General features: G+C 46.4%; 13 protein-coding genes. 9 read left to right on the top strand and 4 right to left on the bottom strand.

Annotation, left to right across the window (positions count from 1 at the left end; all coding sequences use genetic code 11):
- Positions 1-95: 95 nt before the first annotated feature.
- The 3 genes from DXN04_RS19640 to DXN04_RS19650 form a co-directional block, all read right to left on the bottom strand.
- Positions 96-6,836 carry a fibronectin type III domain-containing protein gene (locus DXN04_RS19640; protein WP_116855096.1) on the bottom strand — a complete coding sequence of 2,247 codons (6,741 nt, stop codon included), beginning with the start codon at positions 6,834-6,836 and terminating at the stop codon, positions 96-98.
- Between the two features lie 300 nt (positions 6,837-7,136).
- A complete protein-coding gene (locus tag DXN04_RS19645) occupies positions 7,137-8,300 on the bottom strand; it encodes an acyltransferase family protein (RefSeq protein ID WP_116855097.1) in 1,164 nt (387 codons plus the stop codon).
- Positions 8,293-9,471 (bottom strand): glycosyltransferase family 2 protein, encoded by a 1,179-nt coding sequence (locus tag DXN04_RS19650; RefSeq protein WP_116855098.1) that lies wholly within the window; start codon positions 9,469-9,471, stop codon positions 8,293-8,295. Before DXN04_RS19650 ends, DXN04_RS19645 begins: the two co-directional genes overlap by 8 nt.
- Before the next feature lie 580 nt (positions 9,472-10,051).
- Between DXN04_RS19650 and DXN04_RS19655 the strand changes: the two genes are divergently transcribed.
- From DXN04_RS19655 to DXN04_RS19695, 9 genes are all read left to right on the top strand, one after another.
- Complete coding sequence (locus tag DXN04_RS19655) at positions 10,052-10,438, top strand: response regulator (protein ID WP_158569080.1); 387 nt, start codon at positions 10,052-10,054, stop codon at positions 10,436-10,438.
- Between the two features lie 61 nt (positions 10,439-10,499).
- Positions 10,500-11,639 carry a sugar transferase gene (locus DXN04_RS19660; protein ID WP_199415087.1) on the top strand — a complete coding sequence of 380 codons (1,140 nt, stop codon included), beginning with the start codon at positions 10,500-10,502 and terminating at the stop codon, positions 11,637-11,639.
- A 25-nt stretch (positions 11,640-11,664) separates the two neighbouring features.
- On the top strand, positions 11,665-12,576 hold the full coding sequence (locus tag DXN04_RS19665; RefSeq protein ID WP_116855100.1) for a glycosyltransferase family 2 protein: 912 nt from the start codon (positions 11,665-11,667) through the stop codon (positions 12,574-12,576).
- A 12-nt stretch (positions 12,577-12,588) separates the two neighbouring features.
- Positions 12,589-13,617, top strand: a complete 1,029-nt coding sequence (locus DXN04_RS19670) for an NAD-dependent epimerase/dehydratase family protein (RefSeq protein WP_116855101.1) — start codon at positions 12,589-12,591, stop codon at positions 13,615-13,617.
- Positions 13,617-14,750, top strand: coding sequence for a glycosyltransferase family 4 protein (locus tag DXN04_RS19675; RefSeq protein WP_116855102.1), 1,134 nt, complete (start codon positions 13,617-13,619; stop codon positions 14,748-14,750). Before DXN04_RS19670 ends, DXN04_RS19675 begins: the two co-directional genes overlap by 1 nt.
- Before the next feature lie 13 nt (positions 14,751-14,763).
- Entirely contained in the window at positions 14,764-15,531 is a 768-nt protein-coding gene (locus DXN04_RS19680; protein ID WP_116855103.1) for a class I SAM-dependent methyltransferase, read from the top strand.
- A 1-nt stretch (position 15,532) separates the two neighbouring features.
- Positions 15,533-16,741, top strand: coding sequence for a glycosyltransferase (locus DXN04_RS19685; RefSeq protein ID WP_158569081.1), 1,209 nt, complete (start codon positions 15,533-15,535; stop codon positions 16,739-16,741).
- 122 nt (positions 16,742-16,863) lie between these two features.
- Complete coding sequence (locus DXN04_RS19690; RefSeq protein ID WP_116855105.1) at positions 16,864-18,381, top strand: bifunctional GNAT family N-acetyltransferase/carbon-nitrogen hydrolase family protein; 1,518 nt, start codon at positions 16,864-16,866, stop codon at positions 18,379-18,381.
- Positions 18,381-18,674, top strand: coding sequence for a thiamine-binding protein (locus tag DXN04_RS19695; protein ID WP_199415088.1), 294 nt, complete (start codon positions 18,381-18,383; stop codon positions 18,672-18,674). Before DXN04_RS19690 ends, DXN04_RS19695 begins: the two co-directional genes overlap by 1 nt.
- A gap of 42 nt (positions 18,675-18,716) precedes the next feature.
- On the opposite strand, the gene DXN04_RS19700 is transcribed toward DXN04_RS19695, so the two are convergent.
- Positions 18,717-19,913 carry a YeiH family protein gene (locus DXN04_RS19700; protein WP_116855107.1) on the bottom strand — a complete coding sequence of 399 codons (1,197 nt, stop codon included), beginning with the start codon at positions 19,911-19,913 and terminating at the stop codon, positions 18,717-18,719.
- Positions 19,914-19,928 lie beyond the last annotated feature (15 nt).

Raw genomic sequence — 19,928 nt, forward strand, 5'->3', positions numbered from 1 at the left:
GTGTAAAAAAATCTAATCTAAGAGAACCGAAAAAATCCGGTTTACACCGGACTTTTTCGGTAACAAATAAGTAATCAATCAAAGAATGGTGCTTATCAATTCTTTATCAACTTAACAGTCTTCACTACATTTTCTCCTTCTATCACTCTCAGTATACATGGACCAGCTGGAATCTGGGAGGTACTGAGATCAACATTGATTCGCTGACTGCCGGCATCCAGTTTACCCAGCGATCTGGTGTAAAGGATTTTGCCGGTAATATCTGAAACTACGATGCTCACATTGCTGCTTGTCTTTCCGGTATTCGTCATATCCAGGGTTACGCTGGATGCGAACGGATTTGGATAAACGTTTGTCAGGGCAACTTTGTTAGCAGCGTCTGAATTTGTTAACTGGCCTGTCAGGAAGTCGCTCTTCTTCGCCATGATCAGGGACGGATCCAGGTCACTTGTGGCCGGCGTATACTGCTGGATCACCAGGGCACCGATGTAACCGTAGATGGAGTTACCACCTGCTTTCACATTGATGTAGGCCTCACCGTTTGCATCAGGAACAATGTCGTTGATCTGAACGGTATTGCTGGTGTTGTAAGAAGCGTTCAGCGATACAGTGGTGGTACCAACGGTGTAGTTGGTCGTTCTGTCACCATCACCATCGCGGCTGGCGAAGAATACAAAGTTGTAGCGCTTAGCCAGGTTCAGACCGGAGATCTTCAGCTGACCATTCACGTTGATATCTACCCAGTAGGTGCTGCTGATTACATTGTCAGGGTAGATGCCTGAGTTGTTGCCAGTATTCATACCATAAGGGTTGTCACCTGTGAAGGCCTGGGTGATGGTCATGGTCAGACCTGTGTTATTGCCGCTTTCATCTTTCAGGTTCGGGAAGGTAGATCCCAGGGCCGGGCCTGAGTTCGTGTTGTTCCATGGAGCACCTGCAGGGGTGTAAACATTACAGTTGATGTACACCGCATTGATGAAAGTAGAGGCACTTGCTACGTTGGTATAATCGGACTTCGCGGTATCCTTGATGGCGCGGATCTTATAGTAGTAGCGGGTATCTGTTGCCAGGCCAGCATCTGCATAAGAATTCACATTGTTTCCTACGGTGGTCAGCAATGAGAAGTTGCTGTTGTCAGTAGAGCGGTATACCTGGAAGCCGGTTTCGTTCGTTGAGTTATCCTGCCATTTCACATTGATACTGGTCTTGGAAGTTGCAGTAGCAGTAGCGTTGGTCGGGTTCAGCGGCGAACCGTTGTCGATGTAGTACTGGAGTACTACGCTGTTGATATAACCGTAGGTGGCGCCGGTAGCCTGTTTTACAGTGAACTGGATAGCACCGGTGCTGTCAGCGGAGATACCATTGATCTGAACAGTATTGTTGGTGTTGTTCGCTGCATTCAGGGTGACCGTGTTGGTACCTACAGTGTACTCCGTATTCTTGTTATCATTACCGGTACGGCTGCCCAGGAAGATCAGGTTGTAGCGGTAGGTAGAAGACAGGCCGGAGATCTTGATTCTTCTGGCGGTAGACTCACTGGTGTAGTAAGTGGTGGCCAGTACGTTGTCAGGATATACCCCGCTGTTATTACCGGTAGAAGCACCGCTTGCATTGGTACCTGAGAAGGCATCCAGCAGGGCGATTTTGATACTGGTAGCAGCACCTGATTCATCTACAGCGTTGTTGATCACAGCTGTATTGTAAGGATAAGTATTGAAGTTGTTCCATGGCGCATCAGCAGGCAAGGTCTGGTTGAAGTTGAAGTATACTGATGTCAGGTTCTTGTCCCTGATGTAGATCACGAAAGTTCTGCTCGTGGTACCACCGTTGTTATCATTCGCTGTGACAGTCACAGTGTATTTGCCAACATTGCCGGCAGCTGGTGTGATGGCGATACTACCGGTACCGTCACCGTTGTCAGTCAGCTTAGCGAAAGACGGCAGGTTGGTGGTTTTCAGTGTCAGCACATCGCCTGCGTCATCGGTAGCACGCAGTGTTACAGTGGCGGTTTCGTTGTTCTTGATGGTCACACCGGCGATGCTGTCCAGTTTAGGTGCATTGTTGCCGGTAGTGATCGTTACTGTATCGGAGAATGCAGAGTTACCATTTGCGTTGATCGCCCTGATTGCATAGAAGTAAGTATTGTTAGCCTTAGCGGAAGTATCGGTATAACTTACGGCATTGGCAGCAGCTGTTGGTGTGAGCAGGCTATAAGTACCTGTTCTGGTAGCAGCGCGCCAGATTTCATAAGCACTTTCGTTGAAGGCTACATCTTTCCAGGTCAGGTTCACACCGGTAGAACTGCTGGCTACGGCCAGGTTAGTCGGTTTCGCAGGTGCGTTCCCATCATCGTAGGCTACTTTCACCACCATTGCATTCAGGTAGGCATATACAGAGCCGGTACCATTCTGCAGGTCGATGCTGATTTCGTTATTGGCATCTGGTGCTACATTGTTGATAGCTACTGTATTCTTCGTGTTGGATGATGCCTGCAGGGATACCGTAGTCGTACCAATGGTATAGTTGGTCAGACGGTTATCTGTTACATCCGCACGGGCACCGAAGAAGGTGAAGCTATACTTGCTGCTGCTGCTCAGGCCATACAGTTTCAGGGTCTGTTTGGTGGTGTTAGTCCAGTAAGCAGTTCTCATTACATTGTCAGGATACACACCGGAGTTATTGCCGGTATTGGTACCATAGTAGTTAGAACCGTTACCCAGTGCACCCCAGTTGCTTACGATTTTGATACCAACGGTGGTAGCTACACTGTTCTGATCTTTCAGGTTCGGGAACAGGTCGTTCTGAACCGGTGCCTTGTTGGTACTGTTCCATGGAGCAGATGGAGCATAAGATCCATCGGAGAAGTTCACATAGATAGTACGGCTTGGGTCCACATCAGTCACAGTGATGACAAAGGTTTTGGTATCGATACCGCCTTTACCGTCATTGGCATTTACAGTTACATTGTAAGTACCGGCATCTACATATGTAGGAGCGAGGCTGATGCTGGCATTGTTACCGCTCTTAGTCAGGGTAGCGAAAGAAGGCAGGCCGCTGGTGGTCCAGGTGATGGAGTCTCCTGCGTTGCCATCTGTTGCAGTCAGGCTGATAGAAGAGGTAGTTGCTTCTGCCAGTGATACATTGCTGACAGTACCAATGACCGGGGTGTAGTTATCATTCACATTCAGGGTGAATGAGGTGCTTGCAGTACCGCTGTGCTGGTCAGTAGCAGTTACGGTAATGTTGGCATAGGTACCCTGATCTGAATTGGCAGGATTGAATGTCAGTGTTGCTGTACCATTCCCCGTGTTAGCAAAAGTTCCGAAGGAAGGTACATTCGCTGCCGTGAGCGTCAGGGTCTCGCCATCTGCGTCAGTAGCGGTGATGTTCAGCACGAGCTGAGTGCCATACCTTACTGATCGGTTGACCAGCTGTGTGATCACAGGTGGGGTGTTGAGTGTGTAAATTCCGGCGCTGTTCGTAAAGATGGTGTTACCACCTTCATTTTTCGCACGCACCTTATAGAAGTATTTCACGTTTGCAAACAGTGCAGAGTCGTTGTACACGGCAGTAGCAGTGCTGTTTGCAGCAACGGAAGTAAACAGTTTGAAAGTAGAGCTGTCATTCACTGAGCGGTAGATGTCAAAACCGGTTTCAGTAGTGGAATTGTCTTTCCAGCTTAACTGAATCTTGTTTGGACTTACTGCAGTCAATACCAGGTTAGTCGGAGCAGCAGGCAGTGCCGGTTTAGCCAGGGTAGTGGCTCTCATGTTTTTGTAAATGAAAGCGCTGTCAGGCATGAGGCGTTTGCTTAATCCGGGACCTGCATAGCTGGCAGATAATGTCTGGCTACCACCTTGCTCAAAATAAGTAACGGTGATAGGATATCTGCCAGCAGTAAGGGTTTTGGTACCGGAACGTTCGGTAGTACCCTGCAGGTAGTTATTGTTCACCACCAGATTGCTCTCGCTAAAGCCTCCGATATATAATTTACTGCCATCGTCAGAAGCAGTATAGAACGTATAAGTACCGGTAGTCGGGATATTAATATAACCATCGAACTTGAGTGCGAAATTGTCTTCACGGTCTCTTACATTCAGGTTGATATTATTCGTAGTACCGGAGATGTATGGAGTCAGGGATGCGAATGCAGGCAGGGCACTGAAGCTGCCTGGATATTCAGCCCAGAACAGGCCGCCGCTTTCAGCAGGGTTGAAGCCTGAATCACCATATTTATTGATCGCTTTGACGCGGTAGTAGTAAGTAGTGGAAGCCACCAGGTTGCTGTCAGTGTAGGTCGTTACGTTCGCAGCTGTAGTAGCTATGGTTGCGTATGGACCTGCCTGTGCGGTAGCGCGGTAGATTTCAAATCCTGATTCATTGCTGCTGCTGTCTGCCCATGTCAGTTTGATCTTGTTATAAGCAGTAGCAGTAGCCAGCAGGTTGCCGGGATATTTAGGTACAGCACCGTTGGTCACCGTTTTCTTGAAATAGTCCGCGGAGATCTGGGTAGCGGTAGTGATACCATTAGCCGTATTTTTCCAGCTCAGGGTAAATGCCTGACCGCCTGCGATTTCATTGTAGGCAGCAGCAATCTTGTGCATCCCTGCAGTGAGATAGATAGTACCTTCTCTATCCTGTGTACCGTGAGCGCCATCGTTGTTCACAAGTGGGGTTACGGAAGCATCGTACTTGCTGTCGATCCAGAGTTTACTACCATCATCAGAGTTGATGATGAAGGTATAGTTGCCGGATACAGGGATACGGATTTCACCTTCCCATACGAAGCCGAAGTAATCAGCATCTGTAGCTACGCTGATATCGGGGATAGCGGAGTAACCGGTAGCATCAGGAGTGAGGGTATTAAAGTCAGGCAGTGTACTCCAGTTACCGGTATAATAGCGCCAGGCGAGGCCGTTGGCCACGGCATAAACAGCTACCTGGTTACTGCGTGCGGAAGAGTTGCCTGCTACGTCTCTGGCTTTCACTACAAAGTTGTACAGAGAATCGCTCTTCAGGCCATAGGCAGTGAAGGTGTTCACATCGTTGTCTACAGTGTAGGATTTGATGCCATTTACATAGATGTCGTATTTGTAGACACCCACATCATCGGTAGAGATCGTCCATGACAGGGAAGCCTGGCTGGAAGAAGAACCCGTTACAGTGAGATTGCCGGGAGCTGTAGGAGGAGTGTTGTCCACCTGTGTCTGGGTCACAGCCTCATTACTGTTAGCTGAAGCACTGCTGTCGTTTACAGCGCGTACGATGTAATAGTACTTCGTGTTTGGATTCAGCAGACTGTCAGTATAAGTAGCAGCATTTGCGGCGGTGAGTTTGATCAGGGAATACGGGCCACCGGAGGTAGTGGCACGGTAAACCTCGTAACCGGTTTCATTGTAAGTAGCGTTTGGATTGTCTGTCCAGTCGATGGTGATGGCTGTTTTTGAAATAGCCGTAGCCGTGAGACCTGAAGCAGGAGCAGGTGCTTTGGTACCGTTGGCAGGTACAACATTGAATGGTGCGGACCATTCGCTGGAGCAGCCATACAGTTCAGTTACCTTGGCACGGTACTGGCCGGCAGTGCTTGCATTGTAAGTCTGCGTAGTAGCCAGTGTAGTTGTATCCGTAGCTTTCGCCCAGCGGTAGGAAGTATAACCGTTGGGCAGTGTCAGTGTGACAAAATTGTTTCCGTCCGGAGCAGGGATTACCTTACTCATCAGACCGGAGATAGTGATAGGAGGGGTTTGTGTGGCTGATTTTTGTTTTACAACTACAGGAGTAGTGGAGTAATCAGACCATACATCACCTCTTTTAATTCTTGCGTCGTAGGTACCATAAGCGGTCACTACCAATTCGTTTGAAGTGGCACCAGGGATAGTTACACCATCCTTGCGCCATTCGTAGCCATCAAAACCAGCTGTTAAACCTAATGTAACATTTACAGTTTCACCAGGGCAAAATTCATTGTGCCCGGCTTTTGGCCAGGGGTTGGTTTTATTCTGCCTGTTAATCCAGGGCCAGAAATCAGATTCGTTCCATGCGTTGTCCCAAATACCATGTCCCCCGTTAGGGTAAAGCGTTTCTTTCCAATTGCCGCCAGCGAGAGAATCGGCGGTCATAACCTGTGCAGTAGTGTTAGGGTGAGGATTGTTATCCAGGCCACCCTGGAAGATCCAAAGAGGAATGTACTTAAATGTGTTGACCTGGTCTTTGTATGCAACTGAACAACCGCTGATAGGGAGGAAACCAGCTACCAGCGTAGGGTAAGCAAACATAAATTCCCAGGTAGCGGAGCCACCTGCGGAAAGACCGTCAACGAAGATCCTGTTTACATCGAGCTTATTGCTGGCGATGAGGGTATCCAGGATTTGTTTTACGAATGAAAAATGACCGGCACCAAAATAGCCGGTTGTGTTTTGGGGAACAAGAATAAATCCGTCGAAGTTACCATTGTCGACAGCAGCACAGAATTTGCCACCGCCATGGTACAGGGAATATTCATTGTCATAAATGCCTCCGCCTTCTCCTTTGCCGTGGAAGAAGATGAAGATGGGGTACTTCTTACCATCTGCTACACCTTGCTGATAGCTTTTGGGGAACTTCAGGCGAAACGGCATGCCGTTCAGGTAGTAACACTTGTAAGAGTCTTTGTTGGTGAAATTGACATCGCTGCGCAATGTTCGGACCCATTTGCCAATAGTACCCCACGCAGGTGCAGTAGGAGGGTTATTGGGGTCGTAATTCACAACGGCGTCGCCTGAATTAAATATCTGCGCCATGGCCAGGTGACCAAAGCCCATGATAAAAAACAGACAGATTGCGTAAAATTTCCTCATATGGATAAGTGTTTCAGTTGTAAACCGATTAATTAACTTACCCAGCAAGTTTTGGCAACACTGCGATTTAATTATTCACATGTATCTCAACAACGTATTCGGCCAACTCAATGCTGAGCGGCTTTTAATAGGAAAACGGCTAAAAGTATTATCGTGAGGTTTTAAATGAGGACTGGTTGGAAGGATAAATTCGATTGCTAAGGTAGTATAAAATTTAAAAGAAGCAAATCTTTTTTAATACATTAACAAATCGTTTTAAAATCTGCTGTAATGCTTATGTGCAAAGGATTATAACGTTTTTTAAGATTTGGATGTAGATACTTTGTATACTCTTTTGTGTTCTTCTGTATTCGATTTTTCTCTTTTCCCATGTAAATAAAATCCAATAATAGTGTACCGTACGAACCACTGGTAGCTGAGCAGTGAAATCGCCACGGGTACGATAAAGCATAATACCGGTTTGAGGATGCCAGGCAGGTTTGTATCTCCCAGCCAGGCCTGCATCATATATACCAGCCCTACATGCACCAGGTATACCCAGTAGGAGGCATCTGATAAGTAACGCATGGTATATGATTCAGCATTGACCCAGCGTAGAAACACGCCCAGGAAACCAAGCACGAGTGATACGGTAGCAATAGTCATACCTGATTTTAATAATATTCCGGCTGCAGTACTATTATAATATATCAGGAGCGCTACGGCCAGACCAGTTGCCGTAAACGCCAGTCCATAGCGTTTGAGCAGGGGGAAATATTTTTCTTTGTGCGCATGCAGCACCCAGCCGGCATATACGAAAATGCCGTAGTACAGTATGTAATTAGGCTTAGGCACCAGCCCCGGCGTGTATTTGATATAGTAAGTATCAAAGAGCAGCAAGGAAACAAATGAACCTGCCAGCAGCAGTGGAGGCACAATGGCTACTGGCAGTTTAGGCAATTTCAATCGTAGTAACACGATACCAATGATGTAAAACAGCGTAAGGTAATACAGGAACCACAAGTGTACCGGGCCTCTCCAGATCATGATATTGTGCAGGATCAGGGAAACGTCCGGACCGGTGAGGTGCTGGCCCCCACCGGTGACGGTGTACGCTGTGAGCGGCAGATTGGTAAAGGGAAGGATCAGGAACAGACCCACTACGAAGGGGATCAGGATACGTTGCGTACGGTGCCTGATAAACGCTGCTTCGCCAATCCTGAAATATAACAAACGGAAAAAGAACCCGGCTATCAGGTAAAACAACTGCATCCGGAAAGTATGTATGACAAAAAAGATTACATCATAAATATTGCTACTGTAATGAGGGTCGTGGTAGAAATTCTCGAATGGGGTCATTGTATACGCCATCACTGCATGCAGCACCACACCCAGGAACATGGCGAGTGCCCGGAGTGCATCCATACTGTTAATACGCTGTGTATTGGAACCTGTCGACATCTTTTGGTTGTTGTTTTTAAGCATTCATAACGGCTGTTTCTCTCCTGGCCTTTTCCCACACGGCAGATTGCTGCTTCCTGATATACCTGAAGAAACCTTCGTAGATCGCCACATTCATAAAGAGAAAATAGAATGGTATATAGCAGGGCTTGAATTTAATATCCCGCTTAGCAAGAAAAAATCCGGTGACTGCCAGTATATAAAATATTACCTGTGCTGCGAAGATGAACTGATACCAGCTGCCCGCACCCTGGAATGTCAATACAGCTGCGCTGATGAACAGGATGGGCAGACTAAGCGGGCTCAGTGTCCAACGCAGTACCCGGTGCGAAATGTACTGGAAGGAGAGGAGGGGATAGCGGAACACATTGAGCAATGCACGCAGCATAACGATGGATTGAAAGCCACCGGCACTGATGCGGATTTTACGCTTGTGCTCTTCCGTAATGCCCGCTGAGGGTGTTTCCATTGCGAAGGCATCCGGCGCATATGCTATCCTGTAGCCCATTTGGTTTACTCTTAATGAAATTATAAAATCGTCTAAGATGACTTCAGGTTCTACCGGGGTAAAGAGTGCTGTTCTTACAGAGAACAATTCACCGGCAGCCCCCACCACTGTATACAGCGCAGCATCCAGTCGCTTTAATACAGATTCGTACTTCCAGTAGATGCCTTCAGTACCTGCAGCGCCGCTGTTGCCGGCCTGCATTACTTTTTTCTCACCGGCTACACCACCGGTCCGGGGATCCTGGTAGTGCTGCACAATATGCTTGACAGCAGCGGCGTTAAGCAGCGTATTGGCATCACAGAAGATCACAAGCGGTGTATGTACGCTTTGCATAGCGCGGTTGATGGCAGCTGTTTTTCCCTTCCTTTCATTTTCATGCATGCTGGTGATACGTGAATACTGCTGCACTATTTTTTCAGAACCGTCGTTCGAACCGTCAGTGATAAATATGATCTCTAATTTATCAGCAGGATAATCCAGTTCCAGCGTATTCTTAATTTTTTCTGGAATAAATGCCGCTTCATTATAGGCTGCAACGATGAGGGTGACTGCAGGCTCGAATGCAGTGGACTCTTTGTGAATCCTTGACAGCAGGCGCTTACAGCCCACCAGTATCCCTACCAGGAAACCATACCCGATATAATTATAGAACAGTATGAATAAGCTGGTGTAGAATAAAATCGTCATCGTTAACATTGGCTTTATCGGGGTAATGCTTTCTTAATAAGATGCCAAATTAAAGAAGAAAAATTATTGTGGCTCAATATAATGATACAGCAACCGCAATTTTAGTATCGTTTACTTTCACTTTTGCATCATTCACGAGGAATTCTTAGTCTTTTACCAATTTCAAAATATTAAAAAATAATTATTACTATACTTTTGGAGCATATTTCGATAAAAACCTAGAGATTGTTGACATTCAAGTGCAAAAAAAATATTGTTCAAGATTTTATTTGCACTATTCAGGAATAATAAATATTTTTACCCTGAATATAGCAATCTGCTAATAGTAACCATAGCCATCTCCTCTGAAATTCACTTAACCAATTTGTCCTGAAATGAACTACCACCGCAGTCTTTGCGCGTATGTACACTTATTTGTACATATGTACTAACCTGCAAGTGGTGAAAATTTTGTGATAATTCTACCTTATCCTCCTGGAAGATCAAAGAGATTCCATTTGCCCATTCTGCAACAATGAACGTTGTGGCGTGTATGCATTTGGTTTACAGAGCAATCTTTTATGTTCTAAACCGGAGTAAAATGAAAAAGAAGATTTTAATAGTAGACGATAGTGCCCCAATGCGATTTTTGTTAGAAGCGATGTTAGGCAACAAGTATAAAGTATATGCTGCTACAGATGGGCTGACTGCTACTATGTGGTTATCCGGTGGCAACATTCCTGATCTGATCATCACTGATGTTCAGATGCCTAATATAGATGGATGGCAACTTGCCAAAAATCTTGCAGGCAATGCACTGTATAGCGATATTCCTGTCATCGTGCTGACGGGGATGGACCTGAAGGAAAACATACCCCTGTACCCAAACGTGGCCAAAGTGATTAGCAAGCCTTTTGATCCGATTAAACTGCTCGAGATTGTAGATAACCAGTTAAGCACAAGGCAGTCTGTGAGTATTGCGGGATGATCCTTTTCGTTGTTCCCCGGCACCATTGTTATACCAGTATTTTTAAGTAAACCGAACGCACATGATATCTAATCTACCATTGAGCTATCCTAATGCCAGGAAAAAAACCGGCACCAAAGTCGTCGCCATGGCCTCGAGCCACGTCAACAGGTATACGCTTTGTATCGGTAATGATGAGTTCTTCGATGGTGTGACTGGCAAAACGGAAGAGTATGTTTTTACCGCCAAAGAGTTGTCCCTGTCAGTAAATGTACTGAAGGAGCAGCTGCTGTACAACAATGTACCTACATTCATTATATGTAATGTACATGACAATCCCCAATTCAATTTCCGTAAGTTGAGAGACTACATCCGAACGGAGTCCAGACTTGCGAAAGTACCTGTGTTCGTATATACTGAAGCATTATCAGCGGAGTTGAAACAGGAGCTCCGCACCATTGGAGGTATCGATGATATCCTCACCCCCGACGTTACCCCTGCGATATTTGAAGAAAAGCTGCGCATTGCACAGCAGATCAGGCAGATGGCACAGACTGTCGAAAAAGAAGGCAGTACTGTATCTATCAAACCTGGGTATTACCTTAACTATTCCATCAAGCGTGGCCTGGATATTTTATTTGCCGGCACACTGCTTTTATTGTTATCCCCGCTTTTCCTTGTCCTGACTATTCTGATCAAACTGGATTCCAAAGGGCCTGTTTTCTATGTGTCCCGCCGCGCCGGCAAGCGCTACCAGATCTTTAAGTTTTACAAATTCCGCACTATGGTAGCGGACGCTGACCAACAGGTAGCCCAGATGAAACACCTGAACCAGTACGATACGAATGGCACCGGTCCCGTGTTTTTCAAGGTAAGCAATGACCCTCGTGTAACCCCCCTGGGTGCCTTCCTGCGCAACACCAGTCTGGATGAACTTCCCCAGCTGCTCAATGTACTGCTGGGGCACATGTCCCTCGTAGGCAATCGCCCCCTTCCATTGTACGAAGCTGCCACCCTTACTACAGACGATTATGCAGGCCGCTTCCTGGCACCTGCAGGTATCACCGGCCTGTGGCAGATCAAAAAGAGAGGCAATAAGGATATGAGCGTAAGTGAAAGAATCAACCTGGATAAGAGTTATGCTGAAAAGCATTCTGTACTATATGATATGTGGATCCTGGCTAATACTCCCAATGCCCTGCGGCAAAAGGACAATGTATAAATTATTATAACTACCGAATACAATTATGAGTTTGCAAGAACAAACACCTTTGGTGTCCATTATTGCCCTTAATTTCAACCAGACAACTGTTACCTGCGAATTCCTGGAATCGACAAAAAAGCTGACCTACCGCAATTTTGAAACGATCCTCGTAGATAACGGATCCAGCGTTGATCCTACTGCACAAATTGAAGCAGGCAACTATCCGAATCTCCGTCTCATACTGAGCCCTGTCAACCTGGGTTTCACCGGTGGCAACAATCTCGGTATTGAGCATGCGAAAGGCGATTTTGTATTCATTGTAAACAATGATACCGAAGTCACGCCTGACCTGCTGGAGCAGCTGCTGCAACCATTTTATGAAGACGGAACAATTGGTGTGGTGTGCCCCAAAATTCGCTTTTACTCACACCCCAATGTCATTCAGTATGCAGGCTTCAACAAGATGAACCTGCTCACAGGTCGTACCTGGGCAGTAGGCAGTAAGGAAGAAGATAAAGGTCAGCACGATGTATCAGGTCCTACCTGGTGCGCACACGGCGCTGCCATGATGGTAAAGCGTGAAGTGATTGACAACGTAGGCCGGTTTGCTGACAAGTTCTTTATCTATTACGAAGAAAGTGACTGGTCTGCCAGAATTCTGCGCGCCGGCTACAAGATCTATTATAATGCTAACGGACTAATTTACCACAAAGAGTCAATCACCATGGGTAAGGAAAGCGCTATCAAAGCATACTACCATACCCGTAACCGCATTCTCTATATGCGCAGGAATACCAACAAACTGCAGCTGGCCGCGTTCCTCTGCTTCTTTGGTTTCCTCACATTCCCCAAAGCGGTGCTTACTTACACACTCAAAGGACAGTTCAAACATTTAAGATCTTTTGTAAAAGGAACATTCTGGAACCTCACTACATCAAGTTATTCACCTGTATAAAAAAACTCAATTATGTCTAAAATAACATCACTCGTTACCGGCGGTGCCGGCTTTATCGGTTCACATGTCGTAAAACATTGCCTGGCAATGGGACATGAAGTAGTTGTACTGGATGACCTCAGCGGAGGATTTGAAGATCATATCCCTGCAGGCGCAATATTCGTACAGGGTTCTGTATCCGACGATCAGCTGGTGACCAGCCTTTTCGAGGAATACCGTTTCCAATATGTATATCACCTGGCGGCATATGCAGCTGAAGGCCTGAGCCACTTCATCCGCCGCTTCAATTATAACAATAATCTCATTGGCAGCATTAACCTGATCAATGAGTCTATCAAGCATAAAGTAAAATGCTTTGTATTCACTTCTTCTATCGCAGTATATGGTGCAGGTCAGCTGCCTATGCGTGAAGAAATGGTACCCATGCCGGAAGATCCATATGGCGTATCCAAATTCGCTGTAGAACTGGACCTGAAAGCAGCACACGAAATGTTTGGTCTGAACTATGTCGTGTTCCGCCCGCACAACGTATATGGCGAGAACCAGAACATCGGGGATAAATACCGCAACGTGATCGGCATCTTCATGAACCAGATCATGCAGGGTTTACCACTGACCATTTTTGGCGATGGCGAACAGACCAGGGCTTTCAGCTTTATCGATGATGTAGCTATTCCAATCGCTAACAGCGTAAACATTCCGGAAGCATACAACGAAGTATTCAATATCGGGGCCGACAAACCTTATACAGTAAATGAACTGGCGAAGGTAGTAGGTGCCTGCTTTGGTGTGACACCGGATATTAAATACCTGGCCGCTCGCAACGAAGTAATGCACGCTTACTCTGACCACACCAAGGCGCACCGCGTATTTGGCGAAGGCAGCGGCGTATCCTTACAGGATGGCATTGCACGCATGGCCGAGTGGGCGAAAGAAGTAGGTGCACGTAAGAGCAAGGAATTCGAAAACATTGAGATTTACGAAAAACTGCCACAGGGCTGGGAGAGAAAACAACCCCAGGCCGAAGGTGTTCCCGCATAATGAACAACACACCTAAAATAAAGGTATTGCAGGCCATCCGCCAGGGACTGATAGGCGGTGGGGAATCCCACGTACTCAGCCTGGTGGATGCCATGGACAAAGAGCGCTTTGAGCCGGTGGTGCTGTCTTTTACAGACGGCCCTATGATCACGCGCCTGCAGGAAATGGGTATACGCCATTATGTGATTCCTTCCCTGAAAGCATTTGACCCTTCCTGCTGGAAACGGGTCAAAACCCTTATTCAGGACGAACAGATTGACATCGTTCATGCACACGGTTCCCGTGCTGCCAGCAATCTGTTCATTCCCGCCCGCATGAGTGGCCGACCTTTGCTGTATACCATCCATGGCTGGTCATTTCACGATGATCAGCCTTTCCTGCAAAAACAGGTGAGGGTGTGGTCAGAAAGGTTGCTGACCAGCGGCACCAAAGCAAACATCTCCGTCTCTGCATCCAACAGGGATACCGGCGTAAAACACTTTTCAGGATTCAGGTCTACAGTGATCAATAACGGAATTGATTTAAGCAGATTTAATCCCGGGGCAAGCCTGCCTGATGTGCGCCAGGAATTGGGCATTCCAGCCTCAAATACTGTGGTGGGATATATAGCCCGCATCACCCATCAAAAAGACCCTTTAACCCTTATTTACGCCTTTAAAAAGGTATTGGAGCAGCATCGCGACATTACCTTGCTGGTAGTAGGAGAAGGGGATATGAAAGACGAAATGGTTTCACTGGCGATGGCACAGGGCATTGCCTCCCAGATTGTATTTCAGCCCTTCCGCGGCGACGTGCCGGCATTGTTACAGGCGATAGATATTTATTGTTTGCCCTCCCTCTGGGAAGGCCTGCCTATCGGGTTGCTGGAAGCCATGGCCATGAGAAAGGCCGTGATTGTGACAGCAGTAGATGGCAGCAAAGAAATTGTGGCCGACAGGCAGAACGGGCTGGTCGTACCTGCCCGTGACCCCGCTGCTTTGGCTACGGCCATCGGCACTTTACATTCGGATGTGGCATTGCGCACATCCTTACAGCAGGCAGCTGCTGCTACCGTGAATCAGCACTATTGTGCAAAAGGCATGACCCGTCAGGTAGAAGTCCTGTACAGGAACGTGCTTGATCATAAAAATTAACCGGATACGAATCATGACTACGACTATTACATACGAATATGATAGAATCGCTGACAGAAAGCGGCTTGACTTTATCAGTAATGCACTGCAGCGCAAGGCCCAGCCAGCTGCCAGGGTACTGGATGTAGGCTGTGGCAACGGTGTGATCAGCCGTCACCTGGGTAAACTGGGCTTTAATGTATTGGGGATTGATGTAAGCGAGGCGACCATAGCCCGTGCACGCGCCCTGAATACTCAGCCTAATGTAAGGTTTGACGTGATCAGTGCAGAGAAACTGGTAGCACAGGGCGACTGCTTCGATGCCATCATCTGTAGCGAAGTATTAGAACACCTGCAGGATCCTTCCTCCTTATTGAAAGTATTGTACCAGTCCTTGAAACAGGATGGTGTACTGATTGTAACCGTACCCAATGGAAGTGGTCCGCGCGAATTGTTTGTAACCCGGCCCGTATTGGCAATGCGTGAAAAAAACAGCTGGCCATGGAGAATGGTGGTCAGTGTCAAGAAAGCACTGGGCTATACAGGCACTACTGTGCAGTCTGCAGCGGATAATCTGGACCATGTGCAATTTTTCAACAAATCGGACCTGGAAAATTTGTCTACACAAAACAAATTTCGCATCGTTCGTTTTGGCAAGGCAAATTTTATTGAGGATGTATTTCCCTTCTCATTTGTAGCGAAAAAAGTACGTGCATTACAGTGGTTAGACTGTAAGATCGCCGATGCACTGCCTTACCGCTTTACAGGAGGGTTCTTTTCAGTGTGGGAAAAAGCAAATTAATATGTGGTCAATTCTCTTTGGCTGCTTTGCAGCTATACAGCTTTTACTGGCAGCATACCTGCTCCAACCAACTTTTCTTTTGCTCATTTATGGCATAAAGAAATTTTTTGGCTTCCTCTTTGCTAAGAAGAAAACCGATATCGAAGCACCAGGGAAAAATTATTCCTTTGCTGTGATTATTACAGCGCATAAGAATCTACAGTTGGTTCCACCCCTCGTAGATTCAGTACTCAGGCAAACTTACCGTCACTTCAAAGTATATGTGGTGGCGGATGGATGTGACCACGCAAACATCGGATACAATGATGATCCACAGGTAAAAGTGCTCCTGCCTGAAGTACCTCTTAATGCAAAGATCCGTTCCATCGACTATGCCATCAATCACTTTGATGCTGCACACGATGTAATGATTATCCTGGATGCGGACAACCTGCTGCACCCTGATTATCTGGAAGTGCTGAACAGGTATTTCAATAAAGGTTACCGCGCGGTACAGACCAATATGCTGGCTAAGAACAATGACAGCGTATATGCACAGCTGGATGCAGCCGGTAATTATTTCAGCAACTTCATTGACAGGCGTATGCGCATGGAAATGGGTTTATCGGCCAATATCTGGGGCTTGGGTATTGCGATCGAAACAGCTTTGTACAAGCAGGTGATCTATCGCAACTTCCTGGGTGGATTTGATAAGAAGATCCAGGCAGATATTGTGAAACTCATTCCACAGCTGGCTTATGCTGAAGATGCAAAAGTATACGATGAAAAGATAGATAGCGGCGATGCCCTGGAAACACAACGCACCAGGTGGATCAATGCCTACTTTAAATATTTTAAATACGGTTGGGATGTGTTCCTGACAGGACTGCGCCGTGGTAGTTTTAACCTCGTATTTTTCGGGTTCAATTTACTGCGTCCGCCATTGTTCCTGCAGGTAGTCGCCGCAGCGTTCTTTGCCTTTGTGAATTACTGGATCTCGCCGGTGTGGATGCTGGGCTGGATAGCAGCGATGTTATTATTCCCATTGTCATTCTTCATCATCGTAGCGGTGATGAGCACAGACAGGAAAACCGTGGGCGCGCTATTTTACCTGCCCGTATTTTTCATCAGGCAAGTCAAAGCATTCCTGCATATCGGCAGGGCGAATAAAGCTTTTTTACAGACACAAAATAATAAGGTCATCTATATTCAGGATCTCCTGAATCAATAGTTTCCCTCTCATACTAAAGGAAAACCTCGCGACGAAGCGGGGGAATATGCGAAAAATCAGCAGAAAGGGTGTATCATCATGATACGCCCTTTTTACTTAAATTGCCTGTAAATTGAGAAACCATGTCAGAAACAGTAGAAATCAGGCAATTGACCGCAGAAGATTACATAGATTTAAAAGAATCCATGTTGAGGGCTTACCCGGATATGGCTGGCAGTTACTGGCGGGAACCTACCCTGCGCCGACTTATAGAGGTGTTTCCCGAAGGGCAGATCGCTATTACTGTAAATGAAAAGGTAGTGGGCTGTGCATTATCTATCATCGTGGATTATGGCAAATTCGGAGATGAACATACCTACGAGCAGATCACCGGTTATTATACTTTTAATACGCATAATCCCAAAGGGGATATCCTGTACGGTATTGAGGTGTTTGTACATCCCGATTTCAGGGGCAAACGACTGGCAAGACGATTGTACGATGCCCGTAAGAACCTTTGCGAGCGCCTCAATCTGCGCGGTATAGTAGCCGGCGGCCGTATTCCTAATTATGAAAAGTACGCAGATCAGCTCACTCCCCGCGAATATATTGAGAAAGTTAAGGATAAAGAGATCTATGATCCGACACTGACATTCCAGTTCTCCAACGATTTCCTGGTTAAAAAGATCCTCAAAAACTACCTGCCGAATGATGAGGCCAGCAAGGGATTTGCGACACTGCTCCAATGGTATAATATCTACTATGAAAAAGATGCAGATACGGTACGTTACAACAAGTCGACAGTGCGCATTGGCCTGGTGCAATGGCAGATGAGAGACTACGGCAGCCTGGATGGTTTCCTGCAGCAGGTAGAATATTACATTGATGCTGTCAGCGATTACGGATCTGATTTCGTAGTTTTCCCGGAACTGTTCAATGCGCCATTGATGGCAGAATTCAACCAGATGGATTCTGCACAGGCTATCAGGGGCGTAGCGAAATATACAGAGCAGATCAGGGATTGGTTCATCGGCAAGGCAGTAGCCTACAATGTAAACATCATAACGGGAAGTATGCCCGTACTTATAGAAGATGCACTGTATAATATTTCTTATCTCTGCCGCAGGGATGGTACCTTTGATCATTATATCAAGATTCATCCTACCCCGAGCGAAGTGTATGCATGGGGAATAAAAGGCGGGAATGAACTGAAGACTTTTGATACAGATTGTGGCAAAATCGGTATACAGATCTGCTACGATGTGGAATTCCCGGAGCCATCGCGTATACTGGCGGAAGAAGGCATGCAGATCCTGTTTGTACCTTTCCTCACTGATACACAGCACGCATTCAACAGGGTTCGTTTCTGTGCACAGGCACGTGCCATCGAAAACGAATGTTATGTAGCCATAGCGGGTTGTGTAGGCAACCTGCCGAAGGTAAATAATATGGACCTGCAGTATGCACAAAGTGCTGTATTAACACCATCTGATTTTGCATTCCCCGTTACAGGGGTAAAAGCTGATGCGACTACCAATACAGAAATGGTAGTGATTGCAGATGTAGACCTGGTATTGTTAAAGGAACTACATGCATTCGGTAGCGTACAAACAAAAAAGGATATACGAAAAGACCTTTACGAAGTAAAATGGAAAAAATAATGGAACACACGATTAACGTAGCTTTACAGATTTTGCCGACAGTAGCGCCTGAAAAGGTGTATGCAACAGTAGATGAGGCCATAGCTGTCATTCACAACTCAGGCCTCAAATACCGGGTATGTCCTTTTGAAACTGTGATAGAAGGGAAGTATGATGAAGTCATGGCAGTGGTACGACAGGCCCAGGAAGTATGCTTTAAAGCCGGTGCGTCGCAGCTCCTGTGCTACATCAAAATGCAGATTAAAAAAGATGCGGATGTATACATCGATGACAAGATGGAAAAATATGACTAAGGTTTTTGGAAGCCTGCTGTTTAAAACAGCAGGCTCCGGATTTTAACCAAACACGAGGTAGGAGATCCCCAGTGTAAAGAAGATATTAAACACCTGGGCAATGATAAATGCCATTGCCGGCCGGCCTCTTTCCATACTAAAAATGTCAGTGAACTTTGTTTCCAGTCCTATGCAGGTAAAGGCCAGTGCAAACCAGTAAGTTTGTATTTCCTTGATGCTTCCTTTGATGCTGGTCACAAACTCAGGACTCAGCGCAAATGAAAAGAAGTGGGAAGCAATAATAAACCCTAATACAAACTTAGGAAACCGCTCCCAGATTGTTTTCGGTGTAGGCTTTTCATAATTAGCCTCTTTTTTGGAATAAGACCAGTATAAAGAGATAAAGAAAGCAGCTAATCCCAATAATACATTCTGTGAGAACTTCACCAGTGTTGCATATTTCAGCGCTTCTTCGCCCAGCGTCGTTCCTGCTGCCACCACTGCACCGGAAGTATCTATAGTACCTCCCAGCCATGCACCTGCAACTGCCGGAGACATCCCTGCCCACTTTGCGATGTAAGGCATGAACAGCATCATGGGAATCGCCACGATCAATACCAGTGAAATGACATGCGAGAGTTTCTTATTATCCCCTTCTATAGCGCCCGCGGTAGCAATAGCCGCAGATACCCCACAGATGGAAACGGCACTTGAGATCATCATCCTGAATTCATCGTCCAGTCCTAATTTCTTACACAACCAGAAGCTGAAATACCATACGGTAAAGACCACCGCTACAGATTGAATAATACCGAGTGCACCAGCCTTGACGATATCCTGGAACAAGACGGTTGAACCTAAGAGCACCAGGCCAATTTTGATATAGAGTTCTGTCTGGATAGCAGGTTTTAACCAGGCGGGTACACCAATCGTATTGCTGATGAGCAGCCCGATTATAAGACTGAAAAGTACTACTTCGATACCATATGCTTTCATGACGGAAGTATTCGCTGCAATCTGTGCGACCAGGGTAATTAAGACCACCACCAGTAAAGCGGGCAACAGTTTTAAATAATCTGCCGTACTGCGGCTCAGTACTTTTGCAATGAACAGGCTGACAGCTACCCAGATAAAACCCGAAACTGTTTTGGTAAGAACATCTGTTCCATAGAAGGGTTTGAGACCAGTAGTAATAACAGCAATTGTCAGGAACGCAATAATGACGGCGATCCAGTCTTCGTGGATTTTCTTAGTAAGCATGCATAAGGTTTTTTC

Origin of the sequence: Chitinophaga silvisoli, from assembly GCF_003412465.1 — a bacterium.
Taxonomy (GTDB): Bacteria; Bacteroidota; Bacteroidia; order Chitinophagales; family Chitinophagaceae; genus Chitinophaga; species Chitinophaga silvisoli.

Bases quoted from the DNA above. Each gene is read 5' to 3' on its own strand.
- DXN04_RS19670 (WP_116855101.1), top strand. From the start codon at position 12,589: ATGTCTAAAATAACATCACTCGTTACCGGCGGTGCCGGCTTTATCGGT.
- DXN04_RS19650 (WP_116855098.1), bottom strand. From the start codon at position 9,471: ATGACGATTTTATTCTACACCAGCTTATTCATACTGTTCTATAATTAT.
- DXN04_RS19680 (WP_116855103.1), top strand. From the start codon at position 14,764: ATGACTACGACTATTACATACGAATATGATAGAATCGCTGACAGAAAG.
- DXN04_RS19695 (WP_199415088.1), top strand. From the start codon at position 18,381: ATGGAACACACGATTAACGTAGCTTTACAGATTTTGCCGACAGTAGCG.
- DXN04_RS19655 (WP_158569080.1), top strand. From the start codon at position 10,052: ATGAAAAAGAAGATTTTAATAGTAGACGATAGTGCCCCAATGCGATTT.
- DXN04_RS19700 (WP_116855107.1), bottom strand. From the start codon at position 19,913: ATGCTTACTAAGAAAATCCACGAAGACTGGATCGCCGTCATTATTGCG.
- DXN04_RS19665 (WP_116855100.1), top strand. From the start codon at position 11,665: ATGAGTTTGCAAGAACAAACACCTTTGGTGTCCATTATTGCCCTTAAT.
- DXN04_RS19640 (WP_116855096.1), bottom strand. From the start codon at position 6,836: ATGAGGAAATTTTACGCAATCTGTCTGTTTTTTATCATGGGCTTTGGT.
- DXN04_RS19685 (WP_158569081.1), top strand. From the start codon at position 15,533: ATGTGGTCAATTCTCTTTGGCTGCTTTGCAGCTATACAGCTTTTACTG.
- DXN04_RS19660 (WP_199415087.1), top strand. From the start codon at position 10,500: ATGATATCTAATCTACCATTGAGCTATCCTAATGCCAGGAAAAAAACC.
- DXN04_RS19645 (WP_116855097.1), bottom strand. From the start codon at position 8,300: ATGCTTAAAAACAACAACCAAAAGATGTCGACAGGTTCCAATACACAG.
- DXN04_RS19690 (WP_116855105.1), top strand. From the start codon at position 16,864: ATGTCAGAAACAGTAGAAATCAGGCAATTGACCGCAGAAGATTACATA.
- DXN04_RS19675 (WP_116855102.1), top strand. From the start codon at position 13,617: ATGAACAACACACCTAAAATAAAGGTATTGCAGGCCATCCGCCAGGGA.